The 24,027-nt window shown below is 51.5% G+C and carries 21 protein-coding genes; 15 read left to right on the forward strand and 6 right to left on the reverse strand.

Going from position 1 to position 24,027, the window contains the following annotated elements; all coding sequences use genetic code 11:
* Positions 1-31: 31 nt before the first annotated feature.
* Positions 32-865, reverse strand: coding sequence for a helix-turn-helix domain-containing protein (locus K3T83_RS19445; RefSeq protein ID WP_220204617.1), 834 nt, complete (start codon positions 863-865; stop codon positions 32-34).
* Between the two features lie 375 nt (positions 866-1,240).
* Here K3T83_RS19445 and K3T83_RS19450 point away from each other — a divergent pair, with 375 nt between their 5' ends.
* From K3T83_RS19450 to K3T83_RS19490, 10 genes are all read left to right on the forward strand, one after another.
* A complete protein-coding gene (locus K3T83_RS19450; protein WP_220204618.1) occupies positions 1,241-1,522 on the forward strand; it encodes a helix-turn-helix domain-containing protein in 282 nt (93 codons plus the stop codon).
* 12 nt (positions 1,523-1,534) lie between these two features.
* Positions 1,535-2,311, forward strand: a complete 777-nt coding sequence (locus tag K3T83_RS19455) for a helix-turn-helix domain-containing protein (RefSeq protein WP_220204619.1) — start codon at positions 1,535-1,537, stop codon at positions 2,309-2,311.
* Positions 2,312-2,339: 28 nt separating this feature from the next.
* Positions 2,340-2,705 (forward strand): hypothetical protein, encoded by a 366-nt coding sequence (locus tag K3T83_RS19460; protein ID WP_220204620.1) that lies wholly within the window; start codon positions 2,340-2,342, stop codon positions 2,703-2,705.
* 36 nt (positions 2,706-2,741) lie between these two features.
* Positions 2,742-2,951 carry a hypothetical protein gene (locus tag K3T83_RS19465; RefSeq protein ID WP_220204621.1) on the forward strand — a complete coding sequence of 70 codons (210 nt, stop codon included), beginning with the start codon at positions 2,742-2,744 and terminating at the stop codon, positions 2,949-2,951.
* Between the two features lie 188 nt (positions 2,952-3,139).
* Complete coding sequence (locus K3T83_RS57250; protein WP_268963469.1) at positions 3,140-3,274, forward strand: hypothetical protein; 135 nt, start codon at positions 3,140-3,142, stop codon at positions 3,272-3,274.
* Positions 3,275-3,388: 114 nt separating this feature from the next.
* Positions 3,389-4,597 carry a rolling circle replication-associated protein gene (locus K3T83_RS19470; RefSeq protein ID WP_220204622.1) on the forward strand — a complete coding sequence of 403 codons (1,209 nt, stop codon included), beginning with the start codon at positions 3,389-3,391 and terminating at the stop codon, positions 4,595-4,597.
* A 329-nt stretch (positions 4,598-4,926) separates the two neighbouring features.
* A complete protein-coding gene (locus K3T83_RS19475; RefSeq protein WP_220204623.1) occupies positions 4,927-5,610 on the forward strand; it encodes a tyrosine-type recombinase/integrase in 684 nt (227 codons plus the stop codon).
* 242 nt (positions 5,611-5,852) lie between these two features.
* Positions 5,853-6,509: a CpXC domain-containing protein gene (locus K3T83_RS19480; protein WP_220204624.1), complete on the forward strand. Its 657-nt coding sequence runs from the start codon at positions 5,853-5,855 to the stop codon at positions 6,507-6,509.
* A gap of 5 nt (positions 6,510-6,514) precedes the next feature.
* Positions 6,515-7,000: a molybdopterin adenylyltransferase gene (mog, locus tag K3T83_RS19485; protein WP_220204625.1), complete on the forward strand. Its 486-nt coding sequence runs from the start codon at positions 6,515-6,517 to the stop codon at positions 6,998-7,000.
* 1 nt (position 7,001) lies between these two features.
* Positions 7,002-7,877: a WD40 repeat domain-containing protein gene (locus K3T83_RS19490; RefSeq protein WP_220204626.1), complete on the forward strand. Its 876-nt coding sequence runs from the start codon at positions 7,002-7,004 to the stop codon at positions 7,875-7,877.
* 105 nt (positions 7,878-7,982) lie between these two features.
* Here K3T83_RS19490 and K3T83_RS19495 read toward each other — a convergent pair whose 3' ends face one another.
* Positions 7,983-8,507, reverse strand: a complete 525-nt coding sequence (locus K3T83_RS19495) for a P-loop nucleotide/nucleoside kinase family protein (RefSeq protein ID WP_220204627.1) — start codon at positions 8,505-8,507, stop codon at positions 7,983-7,985.
* Positions 8,508-8,831: 324 nt separating this feature from the next.
* Between K3T83_RS19495 and K3T83_RS19500 the strand changes: the two genes are divergently transcribed.
* A complete protein-coding gene (locus K3T83_RS19500) occupies positions 8,832-9,227 on the forward strand; it encodes a hypothetical protein (protein WP_220204628.1) in 396 nt (131 codons plus the stop codon).
* 366 nt (positions 9,228-9,593) lie between these two features.
* Here K3T83_RS19500 and K3T83_RS19505 read toward each other — a convergent pair whose 3' ends face one another.
* The gene (locus tag K3T83_RS19505; protein ID WP_220204629.1) at positions 9,594-10,988 is read right to left on the reverse strand and encodes an nSTAND1 domain-containing NTPase; all 1,395 of its coding nucleotides are present in this window, start codon (positions 10,986-10,988) and stop codon (positions 9,594-9,596) included.
* A gap of 497 nt (positions 10,989-11,485) precedes the next feature.
* On the opposite strand from K3T83_RS19505, the gene K3T83_RS19510 reads away from it, so the two are divergent.
* The 4 genes from K3T83_RS19510 to K3T83_RS19525 all read left to right on the forward strand — a co-directional run bounded on the left by K3T83_RS19510 (position 11,486) and on the right by K3T83_RS19525 (position 19,426).
* Positions 11,486-16,435 carry an FG-GAP-like repeat-containing protein gene (locus K3T83_RS19510; RefSeq protein ID WP_220204630.1) on the forward strand — a complete coding sequence of 1,650 codons (4,950 nt, stop codon included), beginning with the start codon at positions 11,486-11,488 and terminating at the stop codon, positions 16,433-16,435.
* 74 nt (positions 16,436-16,509) lie between these two features.
* Positions 16,510-17,220 (forward strand): YjbE family putative metal transport protein, encoded by a 711-nt coding sequence (locus tag K3T83_RS19515; RefSeq protein ID WP_220204631.1) that lies wholly within the window; start codon positions 16,510-16,512, stop codon positions 17,218-17,220.
* A gap of 147 nt (positions 17,221-17,367) precedes the next feature.
* Positions 17,368-18,387: a serine/threonine-protein kinase gene (locus tag K3T83_RS19520; protein WP_220204632.1), complete on the forward strand. Its 1,020-nt coding sequence runs from the start codon at positions 17,368-17,370 to the stop codon at positions 18,385-18,387.
* A gap of 163 nt (positions 18,388-18,550) precedes the next feature.
* Positions 18,551-19,426, forward strand: a complete 876-nt coding sequence (locus K3T83_RS19525) for an isocitrate lyase/PEP mutase family protein (protein WP_220204633.1) — start codon at positions 18,551-18,553, stop codon at positions 19,424-19,426.
* Positions 19,427-19,740: 314 nt separating this feature from the next.
* Here K3T83_RS19525 and K3T83_RS19530 read toward each other — a convergent pair whose 3' ends face one another.
* From K3T83_RS19530 to K3T83_RS19540, 3 genes are all read right to left on the reverse strand, one after another.
* Entirely contained in the window at positions 19,741-21,780 is a 2,040-nt protein-coding gene (locus tag K3T83_RS19530) for a beta-galactosidase (protein ID WP_220204634.1), read from the reverse strand.
* Between the two features lie 297 nt (positions 21,781-22,077).
* Entirely contained in the window at positions 22,078-22,407 is a 330-nt protein-coding gene (locus K3T83_RS19535; protein ID WP_220204635.1) for a hypothetical protein, read from the reverse strand.
* A gap of 283 nt (positions 22,408-22,690) precedes the next feature.
* Complete coding sequence (locus K3T83_RS19540; RefSeq protein ID WP_220204636.1) at positions 22,691-24,019, reverse strand: hypothetical protein; 1,329 nt, start codon at positions 24,017-24,019, stop codon at positions 22,691-22,693.
* Between the last annotated feature and the right edge of the window lie 8 nt (positions 24,020-24,027).

Raw genomic sequence — 24,027 nt, forward strand, 5'->3', positions numbered from 1 at the left:
TAGATATCTTGTAAGAGCCTGAGCTTATTGTTTATGCGTTGTTGGTTGCCTCCTTGCTTTTACGCCTGGGTTTATTTTGCTTTTCCCACTCCTTGAGACCTTCTTTGTAGCTGTCGAGCAGAAATGATTGAGAGGTTTCAACGTCCAGGACAAACTTTAGCCTTTTTCCTAGCCTTTGACCATATTCTTTCATTCCTGCATGTAGAGCCATTGCTATTCCCGTTGGGGTCTGGCTGGTTGCGTACAATTTTGTGAGAATGATACCATCCTTTCCTAATTCTTTCATTCTGCTCATTATACCCCTTATGAGTACTCTGACATAATGCATCCGGGTAGTATCGTCAACATCCTGCTCGCTGACTATTATAAGCAGGCATTCCAGGGGTTTTCCTGGCTCGAATGGCTCTACGTTTTTGGATGTGATGTCCCAGCCTCTTAGTTTCCCTTCCATGAAGTTTATCAGTGCCTCATGCTCAAGTGGAAGTAGATGGAAGAAAGCAACAACTTTTTCGCCGTGTTTGACGACATAGCAACTCTCGGCATTTTTAGAAAGCCAGTCTCGACGGGTTTCCGCGCTCATGGTTTGCCCTATTGCGCGTTTAGAGAGGTCGTAAACTGCGTCCATATCTTCGGGTTTTGCTATCTCGAAAACGGTTTTAGGTGGCTCCTGGGCGGTAAGGAATGCAAACCACTTTTCGGCATATGTGTCTACCTCTTCTCGAAGATAGACACCGTTTTGTCTTCCCGGTGGGATTACTTTCCTTAACTTTTTCTGGTTTACAAGGTTGCGCAAGGCTGGTTCGGTTATGCCTAATTTGCGCTGTACTTCTCTTCCTGTGTAGTATCTGTCGCTGAGTTTAGCCATTTTATGCTCCCTTTTGTTCGAGTCCCTTTTATATATGAGTGTGATTTATGTTAACCACAAAACTATTATACATCAATTTGTGTTAAGTGTGAAGATGAACAAAAGTTCATCTTTTGAAATTAGTGAGAATGTTTATAATGTGAATGTGAAAAAGGTTGACAGACGAAAAGATATCATGGTATACTCTGAGCATGATAGTGTGTTTAGTGTGAATGTGAAAAGATGAAATGGCTTGCTATTAGGAGTGTTGGCTAAGGTTTGGTACACCTCAGCCAACAGTGAGTCCAGGTCAAACACTGTTCGGTCGTTTTTACTGGCTCGTGTCTAGTATCGCTGACATGGGTCAGGATGTCAATCTCAAGAAAGGGATGGCTCATGTCAGTTTCTATTACATCTTCTGCTGGTGTGGTGACGGTTGCTCCCTTGATGCCAGGGGTGTCATCGTTGAAGTATCAGCGCTTGCTGCGTGGGTGGTCACAACAAGATGTCGTGAATGAATTGTCAGGACTGATTGCGGTGGCTGGTCGGCCTGCGGCTGGAGTGTGCGTGGATATGGTGAGTCGGTGGGAGCGTGGTGTGAGCAAGCCCTCCGTGCTCTATAAAAAGTACCTCTGTCAACTGTATGGCATGAATACGCTTGATTTAGGCATTTTTTAAGGGGGTGGACTCATGGCAATTGCTTCTTCTGCGTCGTCGGTGCATCCATTAAAGCTCGCTCGGATGCAGCGCAATTTGTCACAACAAATGTTAGCCGACTTTACTGGGTTAAGTACTCCGACTATCAAACGCATTGAAAGTGGCAAGCCTGCACGCGTTGATGTTCGCCGCCAGCTTTGCGAATACTTCGGCAAAACCTCGGAGGAATTGGGGCTGTATGATCGTAGTGAGGCCGCCAGGGAACAGGAAGAATTCGCGGTGTTGCTTCGGACCTATCGTAAAGAGATGGGGTGGACGCAAAGTACATTAGCCGAGAAGTGGTCTTACTCCTTTGAAACCGTTTCGGCCTGGGAACGGGGCAAGCGTTTTCCTGCCCGAACAGAGATTGCTCGTCTTGCCGAATTTCTCGACATGGAGGTGGAAGAGGTGGAGGAGATTGTCATTGCCAGCAAAGGTGGGCCGCTCTGCAAGAGGGTGGCAGCTCCAATGGCAAGCCATCAAGAACCCTCGTCAGATGTGGCATCTCCTACACCGTTTGCTGATGGGCGATTGCTCTGGACGCTACACCTGGGGGTAGAAGCTGGTCGGCTGCAATGTCGTATTTCCTGCCCTCTCTCCAGCGGTGAGGCGTGGGAAATGGTGCTTGATCCTGAAATGAGCGGGGCTGATATTCAGTCCATTTATCAGATTGTGCAAGAGCATGTCATGATGCAAGGGATCAAGCAGCATGCGAACGAGCAAGAGGTTTCTTCGCCCAAAGTGTTGCGGTTTGGGCCTCTTGCTCGGTAAATGGCTTGCCATGAAAGGGGGTATGCCTATGAAAACAGGTGTTATTGGGTTGGTGGTGGTTTTGTGGTTGTTGTTTCTGGCTGGTTGTACTGCGTTTGGGAGCCAACAAGTAGCATCGCAGTCTTCTTCTGCATTGCTTGGGGGGCGCGTGGTGGAGGTGATGACGATAAAAGGGACGCTCTCCAGTGCGCAGAAGAGTGCTTGTTATGATCTCAAATCGGGTAACTTGATCTACCGGGTGGTGGTAGATGGTCATGAGGAGGCGTGGCATACCGGGGGTGAATTGCCTTCCGTAGCAGAGACACGTTTTGGTGATCCACAGGTCGGTGATTGTTTTCTCCATGAGGGCAAGTATTATCGGGTGGTTGAGGTCGTGTACCTGCGAAGTTCGTAGCTTAAATGGCAAACCATAAGAGAGGAGGTGATACGTATGAATGGTGATGAAGTCAACCTGACCGAACTAGTAGAGGAGTTAAAAGGGTATGGCTGGACCGATCAGCAGATACAAGCGGGGCTGCGTGGCTGGTTTACGGTGGATACGCGCTTGTTGCAAGCGGACGGGCCAATTGGAGAGGAATATTGTTGGATGCATGATCCTGGCGGCTGGTGCTGTTCCGAGTGCAGAAATAGCTTGCCGTAAAGGTGCTTGTGTGTATGTGTGTGGCAACGCTGCGGGCCCGCAACCTTGCCACACGCTTCTAATGAGAGCAAAGGCGGTGCTTATGGCAGATATGGTCCTGCAACTCAATATGGGGTGGCTGGTTTTTGAATGTCTGTTTGTGTGGGGAATGGTCCTATGGCTGTGTTTTCGCCTTCTCAAGAGGGTGCGTGGCGGTCAGTAGCAGTGGGGGGCGTGTCCGTTGCGGGTTAGGGGCGCTTGCTCCAACGACGCGCCTACTCACTCCCCCCCATCTCTCGCCAGGAGGAGCGGCGGGGGTGCGCTTGTACGCGGCGGTGGGGTAGGGGCCCCGCCGAACGACGTACAAGCGCCAGTGCCTTCCCTTGACACTGAAATGGTTAAGTCACACAGGTAGATGAATGAACAAACACACACACGAAAAGTAGGGAGGTATGCCTATGGATATGATGAAAGCAATTGAGTCGTCGCCGAACTTTATTCCGTTGTCGGTGGAAGAGCGAGCGGCGCTGGCAGAACACTATGGAGTAGAAACGCTCTACTATTGTAAAGACCCCTGGGCTTTGCGTCGGTACTGGCAGAATAAACGCACAGGGGAGGTACAACGGGCGCGGTGCAATCGGTGGGAATGTGCCTATTGTGGGCCGCGCAAGGTCAATTTGTGGCGTGAACTGGTGCGACAAGCGGAACCGGTGTTGTTTCTCACGCTCACGAAAGCAGGGAAGACGGTCGAAGAGGCGCGGCGTGCGCTGACCACCTTTATGCAAGCCTTGAGGCGTGGGTCAAAGGGCTTGGGGCCGAACCATAAAGGGGCGCGTGAAGCCTATCCAGTCGAATACTTCGCGGTGCTGGAACGACATAGCGATTTCGAGCGTAACGGGTTTCACTGGCATTTATTGCTCAAAGGGGTAGAGAGTATCCCGTATAAAGAGGTCATTCAGCCGCTTTGGATGTCGGCAACGCATTATCGACCTGCTACAGAAGAGGATGAAGGCCGGGGGGCAAAGATTGCCGATATTCGGCGGATACGCAACAATAGGGCGATTGGCTATGTCACCAAATACTTGATGAAAGCTTTATCCATCGGTGAGAGGGGGAAGAAAGAGGTAAAACGAGAAAAAGAGGTGCTGGTTGTTGAGGACAATGGGGCGCATCGGGTAGAAACACAGGTGGTGACGGAGCTAGTGACCAGTAAAGCCCATCGAGTCTGTTATTCGCGTCAGTTCTTTCCTGAGCGGGTAGCGGAGTTACGCCAGCGGTTATTCGCTGGTTTAGACCACGACACGACAGGTGGAGGGGACGATAGCAAGCCATTAGAGGAGAGTGAAGAGGATCAGGGGTCAGATTGGGTGCTGGTTGAGCGGGATGTCGAAGGGTATATCGATATGCAGGAATATCAGCGAGAGCGGTATGCAGAGGTCGCCGAAGAGTTGGAAGAGGTGCGCGAGGTTGATCCTGAAGCCTATGCGGAAAAAAAACGGGAGGTTGTGGCTCAGATTGCGCGTGAGGCGCGGCTAGCAGTGCATCAGGTCTATAAGCGGTTGAGTAGAAGGGTATTAATAGAGGCACTAGAAGAGGGAAAGAGTATATCAAGAAGAGTGATTAATATGTGGGACTATCACCGGAAACAAGTACAGTTAGCTTGTTGAGGAAGGATGGTGTGCCTATGAAAGTTGATGAGACAATTACGCATTACCTGTTGAGTCTTGAGGCTCGTCGGTGTTCGCCTTATACGAAAGTTGCATATCGTCAGGCTCTCTCGATCATGGCTCGTTTGCTAGCTGATTTGTTTAGCGTGGAAGAGTTGGAGCGGGTGACGGTGTTGCATTTGCGTCAGTGTGTCCAGCACCTTTTGACGACTCCTGTTGAGAAGAAGAGGGCGCGTCCTCCTGCGAATGGTGGTGTACTCAAGGCTTCTAGCATATGTAGCTATATTCGACGGTGGAAGACATTTTTTACGTGGTGCTGTAAGGAAGATTTGCTAGAAAAAAGCCCTGCCGCTCGTTTAGAATATCCTCAAACTGATGAAGAGGTGATAGACACATTTACTGAATTTCAGATAGAGGAGATGCTTGGGGTGTTTGATCTTTCAACGCCTGGTGGTTTTCGCGATTATGTGATTATTCTCCTGATGCTGGATACAGGTATTCGCCGTTCTGAGGTGGCAAGGCTGCGCGTTGAGGATATTCATGAGACCTACATTTTTGTCTTTGGAAAGAGGAAAGAGCGGCAGGTAGGTATTCATCCAAAGATCAGTACGTTGTTGTGGAAGTATATTCATAAATATCGTCGTCCCGCTCGTCCTGATGAACCTATCCTGTTTTTGGGAGTTGGTAGAGGTCATGCCGGGCATCCCTTTGGACGTGGAGGCATGGAGGGTCTAATGAGGCGACTCAAAGATGCAACCGGGATTGATGACGTACGTCTGTCTTCACACACGTTCCGACACACCTTTGCTTGTATGTACCTGGATGAAGGGGGTGATTTGTTTAGCCTGTCGCGTGAGTTGGGGCATTCTAACATCAAAACGACTGAGAGGTATCTTAGGAGTTTTACAAGCAAAAATGCAAGAAAACATCATAATGATTATTCACCGATAAACCGTGTTAAATTGCGCTCTCTTTACCGGAAAGAAGGGAAAAAGAAAAAATCTGAAGAGTAAAGTATAACAGATGTGACAACTGTCAAGTATGTTATACTAGTTTGAAAAAGTGGGTTGAAAAGAGCTATTGAGGGGGTAAAAACCTTGATGGCTCTTTATGCTGCCCTGGCTTCTAGCCTTGATGAAGTGATATCTGTATGAGAAACAGCGAATTGGTACTCGACCGTTGTCATATGTTATACTTATACAACATACTTTTGATTGTTCGCTATCACCAGTTTTTTAAGCAAAGAACCGATACTATGTCTCGTTCGAGTATACAAACCTTTACCTGCCCCTGTGGTCAGGTGTTTACCAGCACAATTTACGAATATGTCAATGTCGGTCAGCACCCGCAATTGCGCTACATCGTCCTGGCCGGATTGCTCAATGTTTCGACCTGCCCCGCCTGTGGACGTCGGGCTGCCGTTGCTACGCCGTTCATTTATTCAGATCCAGCTCACGACCTGCTGGCCTACGTTCATCCACGCTCAGATGCCCCCGAAGAGGCGCGCCTGCTGATCCTTGAAAAGTTGCGTTCGGTCTATGTCGATGCCACTTCAGCGCAGGAAGAGGGCAATGGAGAGCAGACAGACGGCAACGGTGGACGAGTGGTCTCGCTGACGGCATCGCAGGCCAAAGAGATGCCACCGCTCCAGGTGGTTTTCGGCCTGGATCAACTGCATACTCTGATGAACGGTGTGCTGTCGCCCGATGAGCGCCTCGGTAAACTGGCCCTGAGTACGCAGAGTCGCAATGAGGCCGAGCGCGGCCAATTTCTGGATATCGCTCGCAAGCTCGCCTCTGAAATGGATTGTAATGTCGAGGTGGAAGATATGCCCGACGACTACACCGTCTGGCTCTATGGTTCGCGCCGTCAGATCGGAGCGTTGATGCGCGAACTGGCTCCCGGAGGCTAATGCATATGTTCACGATTGGTGTGTTGACCATCAGTGATGGTGCCTCAAAGGGCGAACGGCAGGATGTTAGCGGAGAAAATATTCGCCTGTTGGTGGCACAATTGCCCGGGGCGACCGTCGTTGAGAGCAAAATCATTCCCGATGAGCGCGAACAGATTGCTGCGGCCCTACGCGAGTGGTGCGATGAAAAGCACTTGCACCTGATCCTGACGACGGGCGGCACCGGCCTGGCTCCACGCGATGTGACTCCCGAGGCGACTAGAACCGTGATCGAGCGCGAGGCTCAGGGCATCGCTGAGGCCATGCGCAGTATCAGCCTGAAATATACGCCAATGGCAATGCTCTCTCGTGGTATCGCTGGGATGCGCGGTCGTACCTTGATTATCAATCTGCCGGGCAGCCCCAAAGCGGTGAAAGAGTGCCTAGAATATATACTACCAGTGCTACCCCATGCCATCAATTTATTGATTGAGGGACCAAAGGAACATTAGTATGCGCCTGACCTATCGCGGCCACAACGATAAAGTCTTTACCGTTGCGTGGTCGCCCGATGGTAGTCAGATTGCTTCGGGGAGCCGCGATGGGGTGATCCAACTCTGGAACCCTCACAGCGGCACCTGTCATCTCTCCATTACCCACCCCACCAGTTGTATTCTCTCTCTCGCCTGGTCGCCCGATGGCCGCTTGATCGCCGCAGGCGATACGGCGGGGATGGTTAATATCTGGTCGTGCAGCAATGGAACGGCCCCCATCACCAGTTATCGCGGTCACATCCGCTTTGTTCGTAGCGTGGCCTGGTCGCCAGATGGACGATATCTGGCAAGCGGTGGCGATCTGGGCGATAGCACGGTGCAGGTCTGGGATGCTGCAACGGGTCAACGTGTGCGGTTGCATACAGAGCAGTATCGTATCTTCGCCGTACGTTGGTCGCCGGATGGAGAGATTATCGCGTCGGGCAGCTTTGATGGCGTGGTGCAGTTGTGGCAGCCGTTCAGCGGCGAAGTGCGCCTGATCTATCGTGGTCACGATGGCCCCGTCTTTGGCCTCGCCTGGTCTCCTGACGGCCAGCAACTCGCATCCGCTGGACAGGATGCAACGGTGCAGGTCTGGTCCACCAGCGACGGAACAAGGGTGCGGAGCTATTGTGGTCACTCGCGGCCCATCAAAGCGCTTGCCTGGTCGCCAGATGGAATTGCCATCGCGTCGGGCAGCGATGACACAACGGTCCAGCTCTGGTCTCCTCAGACGGGCCAGCAACTCACCGTCTTTGATGAGCTGTCAGCCTGGATACGAAGCGTGACCTGGTCGCCCGATAGCGCACAACTTGCCGCCGCCAGCGATAAAATCGTTGCGTTATGGGATGTGTGAGCGCATCACCTTCCCATTTCGTAGTTGCGCGATTTATCACGCACTACTTGTATGATTGTACAATGCGTGATAAATCGCGCAACTACGAAATGGGAAAATATCAGGCTATTGGTTGATATAGCTCAATGCGCTGGCAACGCACTCTTCCAGTGGTCTTGTTGTCTGTAACGTGAGCGTATGGGCAGGGAGATGGGAAAAGAGACGCCGTTCATCCTCGGTCGACCTGACCTCGCTATACGGCAGCGAGGGGGCGACTGTGCGCCTGCTTAGCCTGGACGAGCGCTCTTCATAATCGACAGAACATAAGATTACCTTGAGTTGCGCATCTGCCCGACGTGTTATCGCCAGAGCATGATCGAGAACAAAGGGATGGAGCGCAGAGCTATCGAAGATGGCCGACATGTTTTGCCGCATCAAGATGTCTTGTGCAACATCAAATAAAAGCTCATAGGCCATAGCCGAGGCCAGAGCATCGATCATACTCATCGTGGCAAATAAAGATTTGTACATATCCTTATCGAGGACGAGCCAGCGTAGTTCGCTACCCAGAGCAAGAGCCAGCGTTGTTTTTCCGGCACCAGGAAGTCCTGCCATCAGGACCAATGTTGGTTTTTGTCGTTCGCAGGTCATAAAGTCACCATGTAAATCTGGCTGTTTGAAATAACCGTCTTATCCAGTAGATATTATATAACATTATGACCAGAAAACAGCGCTAAACTGTGCTAATTTTTGCAGGGCGTGAGATACAGCTTCCAGCCCAGTTTCAATAGAGGTCGATTTGTCCCTATTTCCCCCCTTTTTGGCCTGATGGCTTGAATAAACTTAGGAAGAAGAACCCTTTGACGTTGGGATAAGTCGTTATGATCAGATGCCAATTGCATCATACATTATATGTAAAAAACGCATATAATGACAAATTTTGCATTATAGATGAACAGAAAGGAAAAGAGACGCATGGCAACACCTGGTGGAGGTAGAAAAAGCTTTGAGGGTATGAGTGGTGGTGAAGGTGCAAGAGGCGATAATGGTAAAAATAGAGAAGGGGAGATGGAACTTCAGAGACTTCTTTTAGGGGGTAGACAGGAGGGGCAATCTAGCGAGCAATCGCCAGAATTTATTGCTAAGCAGCACAGGTTGAAGGAATTCTATGCTACCAGTGAGAGGGCTGGTATCACATGGCCGAAACCAAAAGATGGATCTGTCCCCTGGGAAAATCCCAATCACCGCATACACGAGAAAAGAATGGGTGATTTGCGTGCTGCGATGGGGAAGGAAGGGGGCTTGGAGGAGCTAAAAGAACAGAACCAGCAAGGTCAGGTTTCGCGCTCGGAAGTGCTACCAGATATGTAGAAGTAATAACGGTAGCATTGCTTGCTAGTCTTCATCGCAAGCCCTTTACGAGGGCAGCCAAGGGCTATCGAATAGTGATCATAGCTTAGAATTTAAAGAGGAGCAGAGCCAGGCGACGCGATTCCTTGCAGAGAGTATGCGTCAGGCGGTGCAACTACTTGGAACTCCTGAGTTGGCTGGTATCAGATCAGCGGAACTAGAAGATCGATCTACTTGGATAAATCTCTTTCACCCAGTGGAGCGTAAGGATGCTGAGATGATAGTGAGCAGGGAGTTTGCAAGACCAGAAGAATAGAACTTGTAAGGTGGAGTTTCGCAATCGGATGCACCACAATCAGACAAGAGGGAGCAATAACGCATTGCTCCCTAATCTTCGTCGTTGCCCCCCGCAAGCATTTCCATCTCGATCAGATTGTTGAAGAGCATTTCGATGGCTCGCTGGCGCTGACGATAGAATTTGCGCGTGCTGCTCAGCCCCAATCGACCGACGATTTGTTCGTTTTTGAGATGATGCTTGAAGTAGCGATAATACAGAATGTTATAAAGTTCCCAGCCCGGAGCCATATCGTTCCGTAAACCAACGCCATGTAGCGACTCAAAGGCGTCGGTCAAAACGCTGCGCACTGCTGCCCCGCGCTCCAATGCGGAGGAGCGACCGTTATTTTTCAAGCGCTGCGAAACGGATTTGAGATGCCGCAAATCGCTCTCGCCCAGTGCTTTGAAATCATCGATATCATCAAGTACCTTTTCAACAAGGTCTATGCTCATACGAAACAGGAGGATCTGATATTTGTCGCGCACGAACTTGCGGAACAGGCCGCTTTCGCTCAGTTCTGGCAGCGTGCGCTCACGCTCGCCCTTGCGCTGTGCCTCGTTCCTCAATTGATCTCGCTGCACTTCATCCAGGCGTTCCCAACTGGCCTCGAAATGGTGTTGCAATTCATTATACGCCTGTATTTTGACGCGATTGGGATTGAACGGTTGCCCGTTTTGCGTTACTTTCTCCTCAAATAGATAATGGCAGACGCGTTGAATAAAGAAGGGATGTCGCCCGGCCTGTCGTAGCACCCACACGCTTTCCTCTTCTGAGAACGGCACCCTTGCTTTAGCCGCCGGTTTCTGTATCAGTTGCTCGGCCTCTTCAGGTGTCAGAGGTCCGACCGGATACATGGCAAAGATGTTGAAGAAAGGAGATTCTTCGACAGCCCGATGGCAGATCTGAGCGAGCGGCGCAACAGATGCAGTGACATACGAGACTTTTGTTGCTTGCGAACGTAGGAACGAGAAAAACTCCAGATCGAAGTGCGGGTTGCGAGCAACGTTATCAAAGGCGTCCATCAATAGGACCAGATGATACCCTTGCTCATTGACCTGATCCAGCAGGCTGCGAAAGATCTCCGCGCGCTCCTCCTCTTCATCCTCAACCAGCAGATCGACCTTGTCGGCGCAATGCTCTATGATCTGTTTGTTCACCTTTTCAAAGAAGTCATCGGCGGTCTTGCGAGACGGAAATTCGCGCAGATCAAGCCAGACAAAAATATGATGGCTCAGATCTTCTTCAAAAAGCTGCTGTACGGTTGGGGAGTCCATACTACATAAGATAGACGACTTCCCGATATGTCGCGGCCCCACCAGAGAGACGCTCTGTTGATGAGCTACCAGAGAAAAAAGCTGTTGGAGCAGATCCTCGCGCCCAAAAAACATCTCAGCCGGACGAACCGCCATCATGTTATAGTAGGGATTAAGTGGCCTGGACTTCATCACATGCTATGCGTGCATATCCCTGGTCTCCCGGGAAAAACACGCCTCTCCTTTCTGGAAGATTGAGCAATCTCATGTTTATTGTACAATAATGACGGGCGTTGCCCTCGCTTTTCGGCTCTTCCTTCTTTTCTAGAAAATGGCAATAATGCGAGAACTGATATATCATTCTTCAGTATAATCGTAAATTGTGCAGCATAGTGCCATATCTCTGCCACTTAACAGGTCAATTGTGATACAAAAAGCTGCTATTTATATGTTTTTCTCGCTGGCACTATTCTGGCAGAAATCTGGCAGAGGAAGACAGCAGTAAGAACTTATAATTCGGTCAACTTCTGTTATGCTATAGAAAATAATCATTATAGCGAGACAGAAGCACTCAGGCCATAGTAACTGGCACAATTTTGTCACACTCTGGCAGAAGGAGACCTCTATACTGTTTTAAAAGTGCGCTTTAAGCGCACTTCTCTGTAAAGAAGAAATAGACGGGGTGGGTTATGCCTGTTTCCGAGCTACAGGACGCATTACGTATCGGGTTGGCAGTAGTTTCCGAAATCTGGCATCATAGCACAAAGAGTTGGGTGACTAGTGTAGCCGCCGCCGATATTGATTCTGATGGTGATATCGAAATCCTCGCTGGATCGCGCGATGGACGCGTCCATGCCCTCACCCGGCGCGGCGATCTGCGTTGGGAGCGCGTCGTTGGCAATAAGAGCTGGGTAGGAACCCTGGCAGTACAGCCGGAGAGCAGTTCACTGGTTGCGCGCATGCTGATAGGCAATCGGGAGGGTATGATCTTTGCGCTTGACAAAGATGGCAAAATCGTTTCGCCCGATGGCAAGTTGTTTGCGCCGCATCGTCAGGATTGGGCCAATGAGCCTGAGCAGACCGCGTACTGGCTCAAAAGCGAACAGGTGATCCGTCAGGTGGTCATTACCGAACCCACACCAGCATCTCCCAGTATGATTGTTGCTGGGTCAGAGGATCGCCGCGTCTATGCCCTGGATGCCGAATCGGGCAAACTGCTCTGGACTTTTCCCACGCAAGGCCCGGTACGAGCCGTCTTTGCTGCTGATGTGAATGGGGATGGCGAGATAGAAATCCTGGCTGGCTCCGGCGACCATCACCTCTATCTGCTTGATAGTCGAGGCCGTTGTCTACACCAGCATCTGATGGAAGATCGCCAGATCTACACCATCTTTGCCGCCGACATCGATCACGATCAGCGCATAGAAATCCTGGTCGGGACCGATGCAAAAGACCTGCTTGTCCTCACGCCCAAATTTTCTCCCAAATGGTCGCATCACTTCCCGAATCGCCTCCTCTGCCTGCAAGTGGCCGACCTGGATAATGATGGACAGAACGAGATCATCGCCGGATCGGAAGATCAGCATCTCTATATTCTGGATCACCAGGGTACCCAGCTCTGGCGACACAATCTTGGCGCGGGTATCTTCAGCCTCTATGCCATCGATTTTGATCACGATGGACAGATTGAGCTGCTGGTGGGGGCAGAGGATAAGCGCCTGCACGTTCTGCGCATACGACTCGTCCGCCAGCTTGCCCGCAAGATTCGCCGCCAATACCAGATGCTGGGAAAACCTCTACTGGAGAGCCTGACCGAATTATTGCCAGCGGAACAGGATCTTTTACGAGATATCCTCGAAGAAGATTTTCGACCACATGCGTTCATCAAACCTGCCACTCTGGAGTATGCGCGCGTGTGCATGGCGGCCGGGGAATATCTCCAAGCGCTGATCGAACTGCTCCGATTGCAACAACAAAAAGTCCAGCGGCGCTGGTATAAAGACAAAATAGGCCATATTCGCGCTCTCTATCTCGGCGATATCTCAGGTGATCCGCAACGAGAGGTCGTGATAGGCACAGCAGAAGGTCTTGTGCAGGCTTTTAACACCACTGGAAAAAGCCTGTGGAATTTACAACTGGGTGGTCAGATTCTCGCCCTGCAAACTGGCTACCTCGACCATCGCAAATGGCAGGATATCCTGGCTGGTTCTTCCGATCATCATATCTATGTCATCAGCGGTACGAAAAAAAGCGTGACGCGCACATCTGCTATGAGCGACTGGATGTCCAGCTTCTATATGCTTGCTCAGGAGAGGCACGGCACTCCTTCCGTGATTGTAGGGACTGAGGATAAGAAGCTCAGCTTTTATGGCAGCAATCTTGCAACGCCTTTGCAGACCATTTCCACACCTCAGGGAATTAAAATCGTCTCTGCCTATGACGCAAAGCAGGCTCCCCATGCTCCTGGTGAACAGATCCCGGAGGTGATCGCAGGCAGCCTTGAGAATACTGTTACGGCCTACAGTCGGCGTGGCCGCTTTCTCTGGAACTATCACACACATGATCGGGTGCTGGCGATTGCGATAAAAGACCTGGACGGTGATGGGCGTGTCGAGATCATCATTGGTTCCGAAGATCGCAATGTTCACGTTCTCAGCAATGATGGGCAGCTTAAATGGCGCTACTTTACCGAGCATCGCGTGATTGCCATAGACGCCTGCGATCTTGATAACGATGGGCTTCTGGAAGTCCTTGCAGGCTGTGGCGATGGTCGGCTCTATGTGTTAAGCGCCCAGGGTGATCTGCTCTGGCATTATCAAACGAACGACCGGATTCGTGTGGTGCGTGCTGAAGACATCGACGATGACGGCCACATCGAGATCGCGCTGGGTTCGGAAGATCGTCTGGAATTACTAAGCGTCATCGATCAAGAAGAGGTGAGCCAGCAGATAGCGACTTGTTGGGAGGCGTTGTTACAGGACCGCCAGGACAACGAAGTTATCACTGCACTGCTGACACATAACAATCCTCTGGTGCGCGCCTTCGCCCTGCGCAAATTTACTGAGCGACCAGATTTTTCTGCCAGCGATATGCAGATGCTCAAAGAGCGTGTCAAGGATGGAGCGCTTCAGGTGCGCTTGTCACTGACATATTCCACCATTCATCGCTATTCAGTTGATCCCCAGCAGGCTACGCTGCTCCTTAATCAACTTTCCACCAGTTGGGATCGCACGTTACGTGTGGCATTTGTCGCCCAACTTCCGGCGTTGGCGCAACAGAACTGGGAACTGGGCCTCGAATACCTCGAACGCTTTTTGCGCAATCAGGATCGCTTTGTACGTCGCGCCGTCATTCGTCAGATCACGCAACTCATTCCTATCGCTCCTGAGCTGCCAGACAATCCCTTGCTTCAACTGGTCCTTCTGGGCTTCAACGACGAGGAATCCAGATGGATTCCCCAGGAGTCAGCTCGCGCCTTTGCTCGCTTCTTAGACAGATATCATGAGCAGATCATCGTCTATCTCTACCATTTTATTACCAGATGCAAGTATTATGATCTTTTACATCTTGTTTCTTACTATGCTTGTAATCCACAGGCACAGCATCTCTTCAGTGCGATGGCTACTCTGTTGATGCATCTGCATGCAAAGGATGCGCAGAAACGTGTTGATGATGCTGTGAACGATGTCGTAGCTGCGCTGGCGGAGATCAGGATGCTCCCATATGGTCAGGATAGCTGGCTGCTCTATCGAGAATTTGCCCGTCTGCTCTCTCTGCGCACGATTGAGAGCATTGCAGACTACCAGTGTAACTTACAGCTCAATCAGTTCAGTCCAGAAAACGAATATGTCCCGCTCACACTGCATATTCTGGGGCGCTTCGACAGTATTACTCGCCTGCTCACGATCTATCTTCATCGCACCGCGCTCAACGATCAACTGAATAGCCTGCTGGAGGCCAATGCCGCTATTGAGAAACTACAGGAGTATCTGGAGCAACAATATACCAGCGCTCTACATGGTGAAAATATCGCGCGGCTGCCGGATCGGAACCTGTTCGAGATCATCTTGCAACAATGGTCCTCAACGGTCAAGGTGGCCTTTAGTGAGCTAAGTGGCCGTCCTGATCTACATGTAGAGCTGAAAACAACCAGTGCCAGGCGTGAAGAGGTGGTTACTATCCAACTTATCATCAGTAATCTGGGGCGCAGTTCCGCCCATCAGGTTAAAACCACGCTGCTGGATAGCGCCGATTTCACCGTCATTGGCCCTGATTCGTCAGAGATCGGCCCCATTTTCTCGCAGGAAGAGGTTGAGGCTGAATTTACTATTCGTCCCCGACATTCTGTCTCGCTACTCACCCTGACCTTTGAAACCGTCTACTATGATGAATTCGCGAATGGCGGTAGCGAACATGCTATGAAGTGGCTGTCATACGAGGGAAACCTGGAACTGACCGCGCCTCCCCAGGAGTTCAAACACATTCCCAATCCATACTCCACAGGCACGCCAACACGCGATAAAAACATGTTCTATGGCCGTGCGAACGATATTGCCTTCCTCAAGGACAACCTGACCCGTACGGAGGCAAAAAGCGTCATCGTCCTCTATGGACAGCGCCGTTCGGGGAAGACCACGCTGCTGCGCCATCTCGTCAACACTTCCGTTCTAGACAACCATATACCCGTGCTGATCGATATGCAGGAGGAAGAATATAAGATTACGGTCAGCAAGTTTCTGCACCATGTTGCTCACCACATCTTTCAAGCGTTGCGGAAAAGAGACATCACGTTGCCGCGCCCGGAAAAAATGGAGTTTACCTCCGATCCGACCTTTGCCTTCAACCTCTTTTTAGATGAGGTCGAGGCGTGTCTGAGTGGTCAAAAGATCGTGCTGCTGCTTGATGAGTTTGAAGTGCTGGAGACGCAAGTAGAGAAGAAACAGCTGGAAGCAGAAATCTTTCCCTATCTGCGCAGCTTGATGCAGCATCGACAGAGCTTGAATTTTGTGCTTTCGGGAACGCATGAGATGGGCCAGTTGACCAGGGGCTACTGGTCCGTCTTCTTCAATATCGCACACCATCACCGGCTCTCGAGGCTGGCTCCACAGGATGCTCACGATCTGATTATCCGACCTGTGGCCGACTATCTGCAATATGAGCAACATGCGATAGAGAAGATTCGGGTGCTGACGGGCGATCAGCCCTATCTCATTCATCTGGTCTGTCGCTCGCTGGTTGATCTTTGCAACAGCAGGCATAAAGCGTATGTCACCATCCATGATGTCAATATCGTGCAACAAAATGTGATGCAAACCGGGCAATTCCATTTCGACTGGATCTGGGATCAGATCACGTCAGACGAGCAAATGGCGCTCTCGGCCATTGCTGAGGGGCGCAAAGAAGAAGGGCGGCTCATCTCGCTCTCTGAAATCGAGGATCTCTATCGTCAGCACCATCTGCCGCTCAAACGCGATGTGCTGCTGGAGGCAATCAAACGGCTGTCGGATTTTGATGTAGTTGAGGATGATAGTACTCAAATTGCTCCTGAAAGAAAACGTTATCGTATATCTGTTGGTTTAATTGGCAAGTGGTTGCGAAAGGAAAAAGCCCTTGAGTTACTACGCAAAAAACTAAATTAGTCTGAAAAGAGGTCGCTGGGCAGAGAGCTACACCCCTCTACCTCTTTCACACGTACAATAGAAGGAGAGCTACTGTGCTTGATTGGTTGCGAATCCTGGGGAGCATTATCCTCGTTGATCTGGTGTTAAGTGGGGACAATGCGTTGGTAATAGGTGCCGTTGCCGCCGGCCTGGGATCAAACCTGCGCTGGATTGCTTTCGTCGTCGGAGGTGGAGGAGCGATTCTCGCTCGTATCTTACTCACCTACTTTTTTACGATTCTACTCCAGATTCCCTATTTAGAGACTATCGGGGCTATCCTGTTACTGATTATTGCTGTGCGGCTCCTCTTGCAATCACCGGAAGAGCAGAGCAGCAGTTCCCTCCCATTACGACGTGAGCGCGACAACGCCTGGACACGCTTTATGAAGCGGCATCATATATTGATGGCGATTCTGACTATTTTTCTTGCTGATGTGACAACAAGCCTGGACAATATTGTGGCGATTGCTGCTCTGGCCCGCGACAACACCACCCTCCTCATCACCGGCCTGTTGCTAAGCGTGACATTATTGTTGATCGGGAGCGCCATTGTATCTCGCCTCATTGAACGGTTGCCCTGGCTGATCCTGATTGCCTCAGCAATTCTGGCTCTGACGGCAGTTCAATTAATTATTCAGGATCACAATTTCCTCGACACGTTTCCTCAATGGATAGAACCTGCGATGTATGTAACTGTGATGGGGTTGATGTGCATTCCTGGCTTCATCTGGCTGCGTCATTATATTGGTAATATAGCCAGGTAGCAGAGATTAAGCGGAAATTTTCATCCCCTGTCACGATTCTGTCACACTTTTCTTCCCGGGGACATATCACGTCTATTAAAGTATAGGCAGAAGAAGGATGTGGTTGTCACGTCCCTGGTTTCCTGAGTTTTGGGAAGCGAGAAAAGTATGACAAGCGTACATGCAGAGACAACGTTATTACAGGGGAAGCGCATTGGTCCCTATAGACTGCAACGCCCACTTGGACATGGCGGCTCTGCCCATGTCTATCTGGCTACACATGTGCAGTCTGGTCGTCATGTCGCCATAAAATTTGTACGTCGGCCCGGCTCTGATGCAGCGATCAAGCAACTATGGAACGAGGCAAGGATCTTGCCTCGCCTGCATCATCCCCACATTGTACGCATGCTGGATTTCTACAACAATGAGACATTTTCGTTTCTCGTCATGGAGTACGCTCTGCGCGGAACATTGCGTCAGCAATACACTGTTGGCACGCAACTGCCGTTCTCAACCGTTGCTCGCTACGTTCAGCAGGTCGCAGCGGCCCTTCAATACACGCATACATTCGGCTACATCCATCGCGATGTTAAACCGGATAACCTGCTTCTGACGCTGGATGGCCTGGTTCAACTGAGCGATTTTGGTATCGCAACAACCGCGTATTATGCCGATCGTCTGCGCGATAAATTTGGGACTGCACCCTATACCGCGCCAGAGCAGGCGGATGGAAATCCATGCGCAGCTAGTGATCAGTATTCTCTCGCGATCGTCGCTTACGAGTGGCTTTGCGGCCATCCACCATTTGCCGGAACAACGCAGGAAATTCTCTGGCAGCATCATATGGTGAGACCGGCAGCGCTCGTCAGTCGGGGAAGAGTTGTGCCCCAGGAAGTTGAACAGGTGATGCAGAAGGCGCTGGCGAAAAATCCACTGCATCGCTTCGAGAACGTGCTGCAATTCTCGCATATGCTCACCTGGGCGCTGCAACAACCAGTTCATCCCGCGCAAGTCCAGCCGGTGGAGGGGCATAGAACTTCTATGACTGGAACGTCTCTGAGAAGAACGACGAGAAACACCATCTCGTCGGTGCGGAGCTTGCCACAAACAGAGCGAACGATCTTCTCTCGCCCTCCAATCACGCAGGGATATAGACCCGCAAAGCGCCGACTGCCGCGCTTCTCCTAGCACCAGACAACAATTGTTCCACCTCCTCGAACAATTGTTGACAGGCATGTCTTCACAAGGCGTGCCTGGATTGGCAAGCTTCATTTCTTGTGGTACGTACAATATACCTCATGAGTAGTTTTCAAAAACAATGTGCCGTATCGACTGAGGAGGCTCGCCCTGCATGAATGTACCCACGCTACATCAACAGTTACGCCAACAGTTCCGTTCCAGATTGACCGATCCCACGCGCGGATTGCTGCATGTGTTAGGTGCCTACGATGCCTGGTCAGCGCGTTTGATGGAGTGGGCTGGCTTTGAGGCAATCTATATGTCCGGGTTTTGCGTCGCAGCTTCTGCCTGTGCCGTGCCTGATCTCGGCTTAGTAACGATGTCAGAGATGGCGCAACATGCCGATGCGATGTGTAGCGCAGTACGAGTTCCTGTGATTGCGGATGCCGACAACGGCTATGGTGGCGTCAATAATGTGCGCCGCTGCGTGCAACACTACGAGCGAGCAGGAGTTGCTGCTCTTCAGTTAGAGGATCAGGTCTCCCCCAAGCGATGCGGCCATTTTCCCGGCAAGGAGGTCATCAGCCGTCAGGAGATGGTTGCCAAGATCAAAGCGGCCCGCGATGCACGCTGCGATGAGCAATTGGTGATCCTGGCGCGCACGGATGCCAACGCCGTTGAAGGGATTGAGTACACGCTTGAGCGAGGGTGGGCCTATTTTGAGGCAGGCGCTGATGCTTTGTTGATTGAGGCTCCACGCTCTTTGCTGGAACTGGAAAAAATCAGCCATGTCTTCAGCGGCAAAATACCGCTTGTTTTCAACATGGTGGAGAGCGGCCTGTTGCCGCAGCTCTCGGCACAGCAATTGGAAGAGTATGGCTTCCGACTCGTCCTCTATTCTACAAAAGTTCTCCTCGCCGTCACTACTTATATGTGCAACATGCTCACCCAACTGGCAAAGCAGCCCACAACCACGCTCCCTGTGCTCCCCTTTGAGGAATTTCTCACCCTCATTCGCTTGCAGGATTATCGGGATATGGATGTATAACAACTGAATTGGTGCATCCGGCAAATGTGCAAGAGAGAGATGATTTCTCCCCACCCGTAGCGACAAGGAGAGGTGTGGAGGGGTTGTGGGGGCCTTGCGCTTGTCGCTCTCGCCCCCGAATGATCCTCTCCCTCTGGCGGCGTGCCAGGGGTGATGAAGCGGCCTGGCGAGAGCGACAAGCGCAAGGCCCCCGTCAAGACCCCCAACACCCCTTGTCGCTACGGGAAACCCAACGTGCTTTGTTCCCTTACCATTCCCCTTCAATTGCCAGATGCACCAATTATCGCGCAACCACTTCCTGGGAAATTAGCAGGCTACACCATCATAGAGAGAATCGCCACATCTCGTGCGGCCAATTGCAGTGTATCGGCCACCGTTTTATCGGCGATCAGATCATGATAGCGTTGTTCCCTGGGAAGCGTGATCTGTACGCTTTCGGCATTGTGGTTGAGCAGGAATAGCAATGTGCCCTGTTCGGTATCCCGGCGAGTAACTTCAACCCCGGTCGGAGCCTCAAGCAGAGGTTGTACCTGCTGTTCTGTCAGCAAACGAGCGTAGAAATCGTTCAGGAAATGTTCCTCTGGCTCGCTGGCGATGTAGTAGGCGGCTCCTTTGCCAAAGCTGTTGCGCGTGACCACAGGCTGTCCGGCGTAGAAGTCCGTGCCATAAGTTGCCAGCGCTTCGGCCCCCTCGCAATGGATAATCTCGCTCAGGCGACCACAGGTGTAGGTGCCGCTCTGATCGTTCATCACAATCTGGTTGCCCTGCTCAGGATAGAGCGCGTCGATCTCCTCGCTCCAGATCCCCAGCACACGCTTCAAGGGGCCGGGATAGCCATTTTCAAAGGCCAGATCATGCTCATCGACCAGACCGCTGAGATACGTTGCAACGAAGGTGCCGCCCTGCTCGACAAACGCCTCGATTCGTTCTGCAACGCCGGGCCTGACCATATAGAGCATCGGCGCGACCACGATACTGTAGCGGCTGAGATCGGAGTCGCTAAAAACGATGTCTACCGAAACGTTGCGGTTCCAGAAGGCGGAGTAGTGCTGACGAATCACTGGCACATACTCTTTCTCGCGAACCGGTCCAACCGTGTCCTGCAAGCCCCACCAGTTGTTCCAGTCAAAGAGCAGGGCCACCTTTGCGGGAGTGGTGGCACCGAGCGTTTTGTCGCCCAGGCGTTCCAGTTCTGCACCAAGCGTTGTAACTTCCTGAAAGACGCGTGCATCGGTGCGTCCAGCATGCTCGACAACGGCACCGTGCATCTTTTCGATGCCGCCACGTCCGCGCCGCCACTGAAAATACATCACCGTGTCCGCTCCATGCGCGACGGCCTGATAACTCCACAGGCGCAGGACGCCCGGCCGCTTCAAGGCGTTGATGGCCTGCCAGTTCTGGCTGCTGGGCGTCTGCTCCATCAGCATAAAAGGCTGTCCGTCGCGCAGACCGCGATGGAGATCGTGTTGGAAAGCGATGTTGGCTGGTGAGTCGTTGGGACGGGGATAGTTATCCCAGGAAACGACATCCATCTCCTTTGCCCACGAGCGATAGTCCAGATCGAAATAGGTTCCCATCAGATTGGTTGTGATCGGTACATCGGGCGAAAAGACGCGAATCGCATCTCGTTCCAACTGAAAGCAGTGTAGCATCATCTCACTCTGGAAGCGTCGATAATCGATGTTTAACCCATGAATTGCGCGCTCACCATCAGCATAGGGAGGCTCGATCTGTTCCCAACTCGTATAGGTGTGGCCCCAGAAAGCGCTCCAATAGCAAGCGTTTAGAGCGTCCAGGCTCTCGTAGCGCTGCTGCAACCAGGAACGAAATTCGCTGGCGCACGTCTCGCAGTAGCAGGTGCCGCCATATTCGTTGGAAATATGCCAGGCGACCAGTGCGGGATGGGCAAAATAGCGTTCAGCCAGGCGACCGGCGATCTGCTGGGCAAAATAGCGATAGTTGGGCGAGGTCGGGCAAAAATTGACGCGGTTCCCGTGATGGCGGCGCTGTCCTGTGTTGTCGGCGCGCAACACATCGGGGTATTGTTGCGACATCCAGGCTGGCTGTGCTGCGGTTGGTGTCGCCAGACAGACGAAGCGACCGGAATCTGCCAGTTTGTCCAGAATGGTATCGAGCCATTCAAAGGTAAAATGTTCCTCATCCGGCTGCAACTGAACCCAGCTGAACACGCCAACGGTCGGAACGGTATAATGACTCCGCTGCATCAAACGAATATCTTCATCCCAGACAGCCGGGGGCCACTGTTCAGGATTATAATCGCCGCCATGCCAGATAAACGAGGCGCGTGGGTTAATGGGCGGAAACGTGGCTGCCTGATCTTTCTCCAGATCCATTGAAGCTACCTCCTAAAAATGGTAAGGTAGTTCGTAGTTTCCCGATTTATCGGGAAACTACGAACTACCTTACTAGACTTGTTCGCAAAAAGTAAGGAACCGGGCCGCATATATCAACGGCCTCGGTCCCTTCATCATTGCACGTAGGCGCAAAGAAAATCAAGCAGGTAGCGTCTGTATTTGTTTGCTGGATGGCACTTCCCTCATGAGGGGAGCGGCTCGAAAGGATGAAAATCCCCTGATCCAACTATTATATTGGCACAATGCGATTGACATTGATCTGGTTGCATTACCAGATCAAGCGAGCTGTTCCTGAATACTCACTTCCTGCAAATTGCCGCTTAGCCAGGGGCTAACAGGATGGCTGCGCGCTATGCTTTTACGCACCCGCTCGATTCGTACTTTGAGCTTTGCCAGATCTTGCACCACCTGTGGGCCATCAGCTGTATGAAAGACGTGTTCTTTTGCACGTGCATACAGTTTTTTCAAATATGTATCGCAAGTTGCCAGGCTCTTTGTTGTTTGCTCGCTATTGCCCTCCGCCACATGCTTCTCCAGGTCCTCCACCTTGCGTTCCAGCCTGCTCAACCATGATATCAGCGCTCCAGCTGTGTTTTCACCCTGCATGTTTTTCTCGCTTCCTCATGATCCCAGCACAAATTATTAAACCTTCTTGACTGCCTACAAATCAATTATACCTTCCCATACCGCATCCCGGCAAAACAAAATGCAGTATCAGGATGTTCAGCTAGCTCTCTATACCAGCAGTATACATAATTTGCATAGATTTTGCGACCATGCTAAAAACGCCAGTCACGTTTCTAGATTACAATAGACAAGAAATACTGCTCAGGACGCGAACATCCTGAGCAGTATAAACGAAGGTGTGGAGCCGAAGCGTGCGAAATATCTAACCCCAACCAATCTCATGGGCATCAGTGAGTACTGTTCGCCCATTTGTTTTGCCTGTACCGTATTCGTAGATTGTTGGTGGCGTATTTGCACCGCTGATCAGGGCAGAACCATTGCCGGTCGAAGAGTTCTGAAGATCGAAGGCCGAGCCATCGGCGTGCCAGGAAGCCGGACCACGCATATAAGGGGTGTAGCTCTGAACGGCGCTGGTATTGGCAAGAGAGGTGGTGAATGGCCCCAACTTTGCGATAATCGAGGGTTCGGTTGCTACTACCGTCTGGCTATCAGGACTCCATGAAAGCAAGACATCGTGGCCGAACAATTCCTGCGGGGCCTGTTTGAACAGTTCAATAGAGGAGCCGTTCTGGAGATTCTGCTCTTGAATACCCATCACTGCCTGAGCGCTGACGAGCTGTGCCACCAGATGATTGCCATCGGGCGAGACATCCCAGCCTGGCAGGACGATCTGCCCCGACTGACTGCTGCTGCACCAGGGTTCAGTGCCCAGATCAAGCACTTTCTTGCTATCCGAATCCGGCTTCGTGACCGAACGGCTATAAATGCTCAGTGTGCTGTCGTCTTTCCCGGGATGCTTGACCGTTTGATAATACAGCATGCCACTGCTGTAGCGCATAGAGAGAAGCAGCGGCTTGTTGTCATCAGTTTTGCCATTATAAAGTGTATTGGCGTCTAAATCGTCGAGCGATATGACCTTTTTCACTGTCTGGGCCGTCAGATCATAGCGATATAACCCCGCGTTCTTGCCATCTTTGGCCCCATTGTACCAGGCAAGCAGGTGTGTGGCATCTTCCCAGAACATATATTGCCAGGCATCGCTTTGCGGTTGACCGCTGGTGGCTGCATGTGGGATGGGCGTCACGGGTGACACCTGCGCCATCGCCTTAGCCTGTGTATCGTAGACATAGAGTGCGCCATTTGCCCCGTAGTCGGGACCGGGACAACCGCCGCCTCCCAGACCTGCTGGCAGAGCATTCATAATAAAGGCCAGATAGCGAGCATCCGATGACCAGAGAGGGAGGTGCCAGAAAGCATTGGGTCGTGCCGTATAATCAAATTTCGTGAGCTGCCCGGAAATGTCACCTTGCAGGTGGACCCAGAGTTGATTCTGACGCACAAAGGCATAGTTCCCGTCCGGCTGCGAATCTGCCGTTGTCGTCGCGGCAGATGTTGGCTGCGATGACGCGGTCGGTGTGGTCATGTTCTGAGCGGTCTCGCTCGGTTCCTGGGAGCCTCCACAGGCGGAAAGCAGGGCAAGAACGAGTAATAATGTAGAAAAGAGAAAAAATTTACTGCGCTGTTTTACCACAAATAATG

It is taken from the genome of Reticulibacter mediterranei (assembly GCF_016587455.1).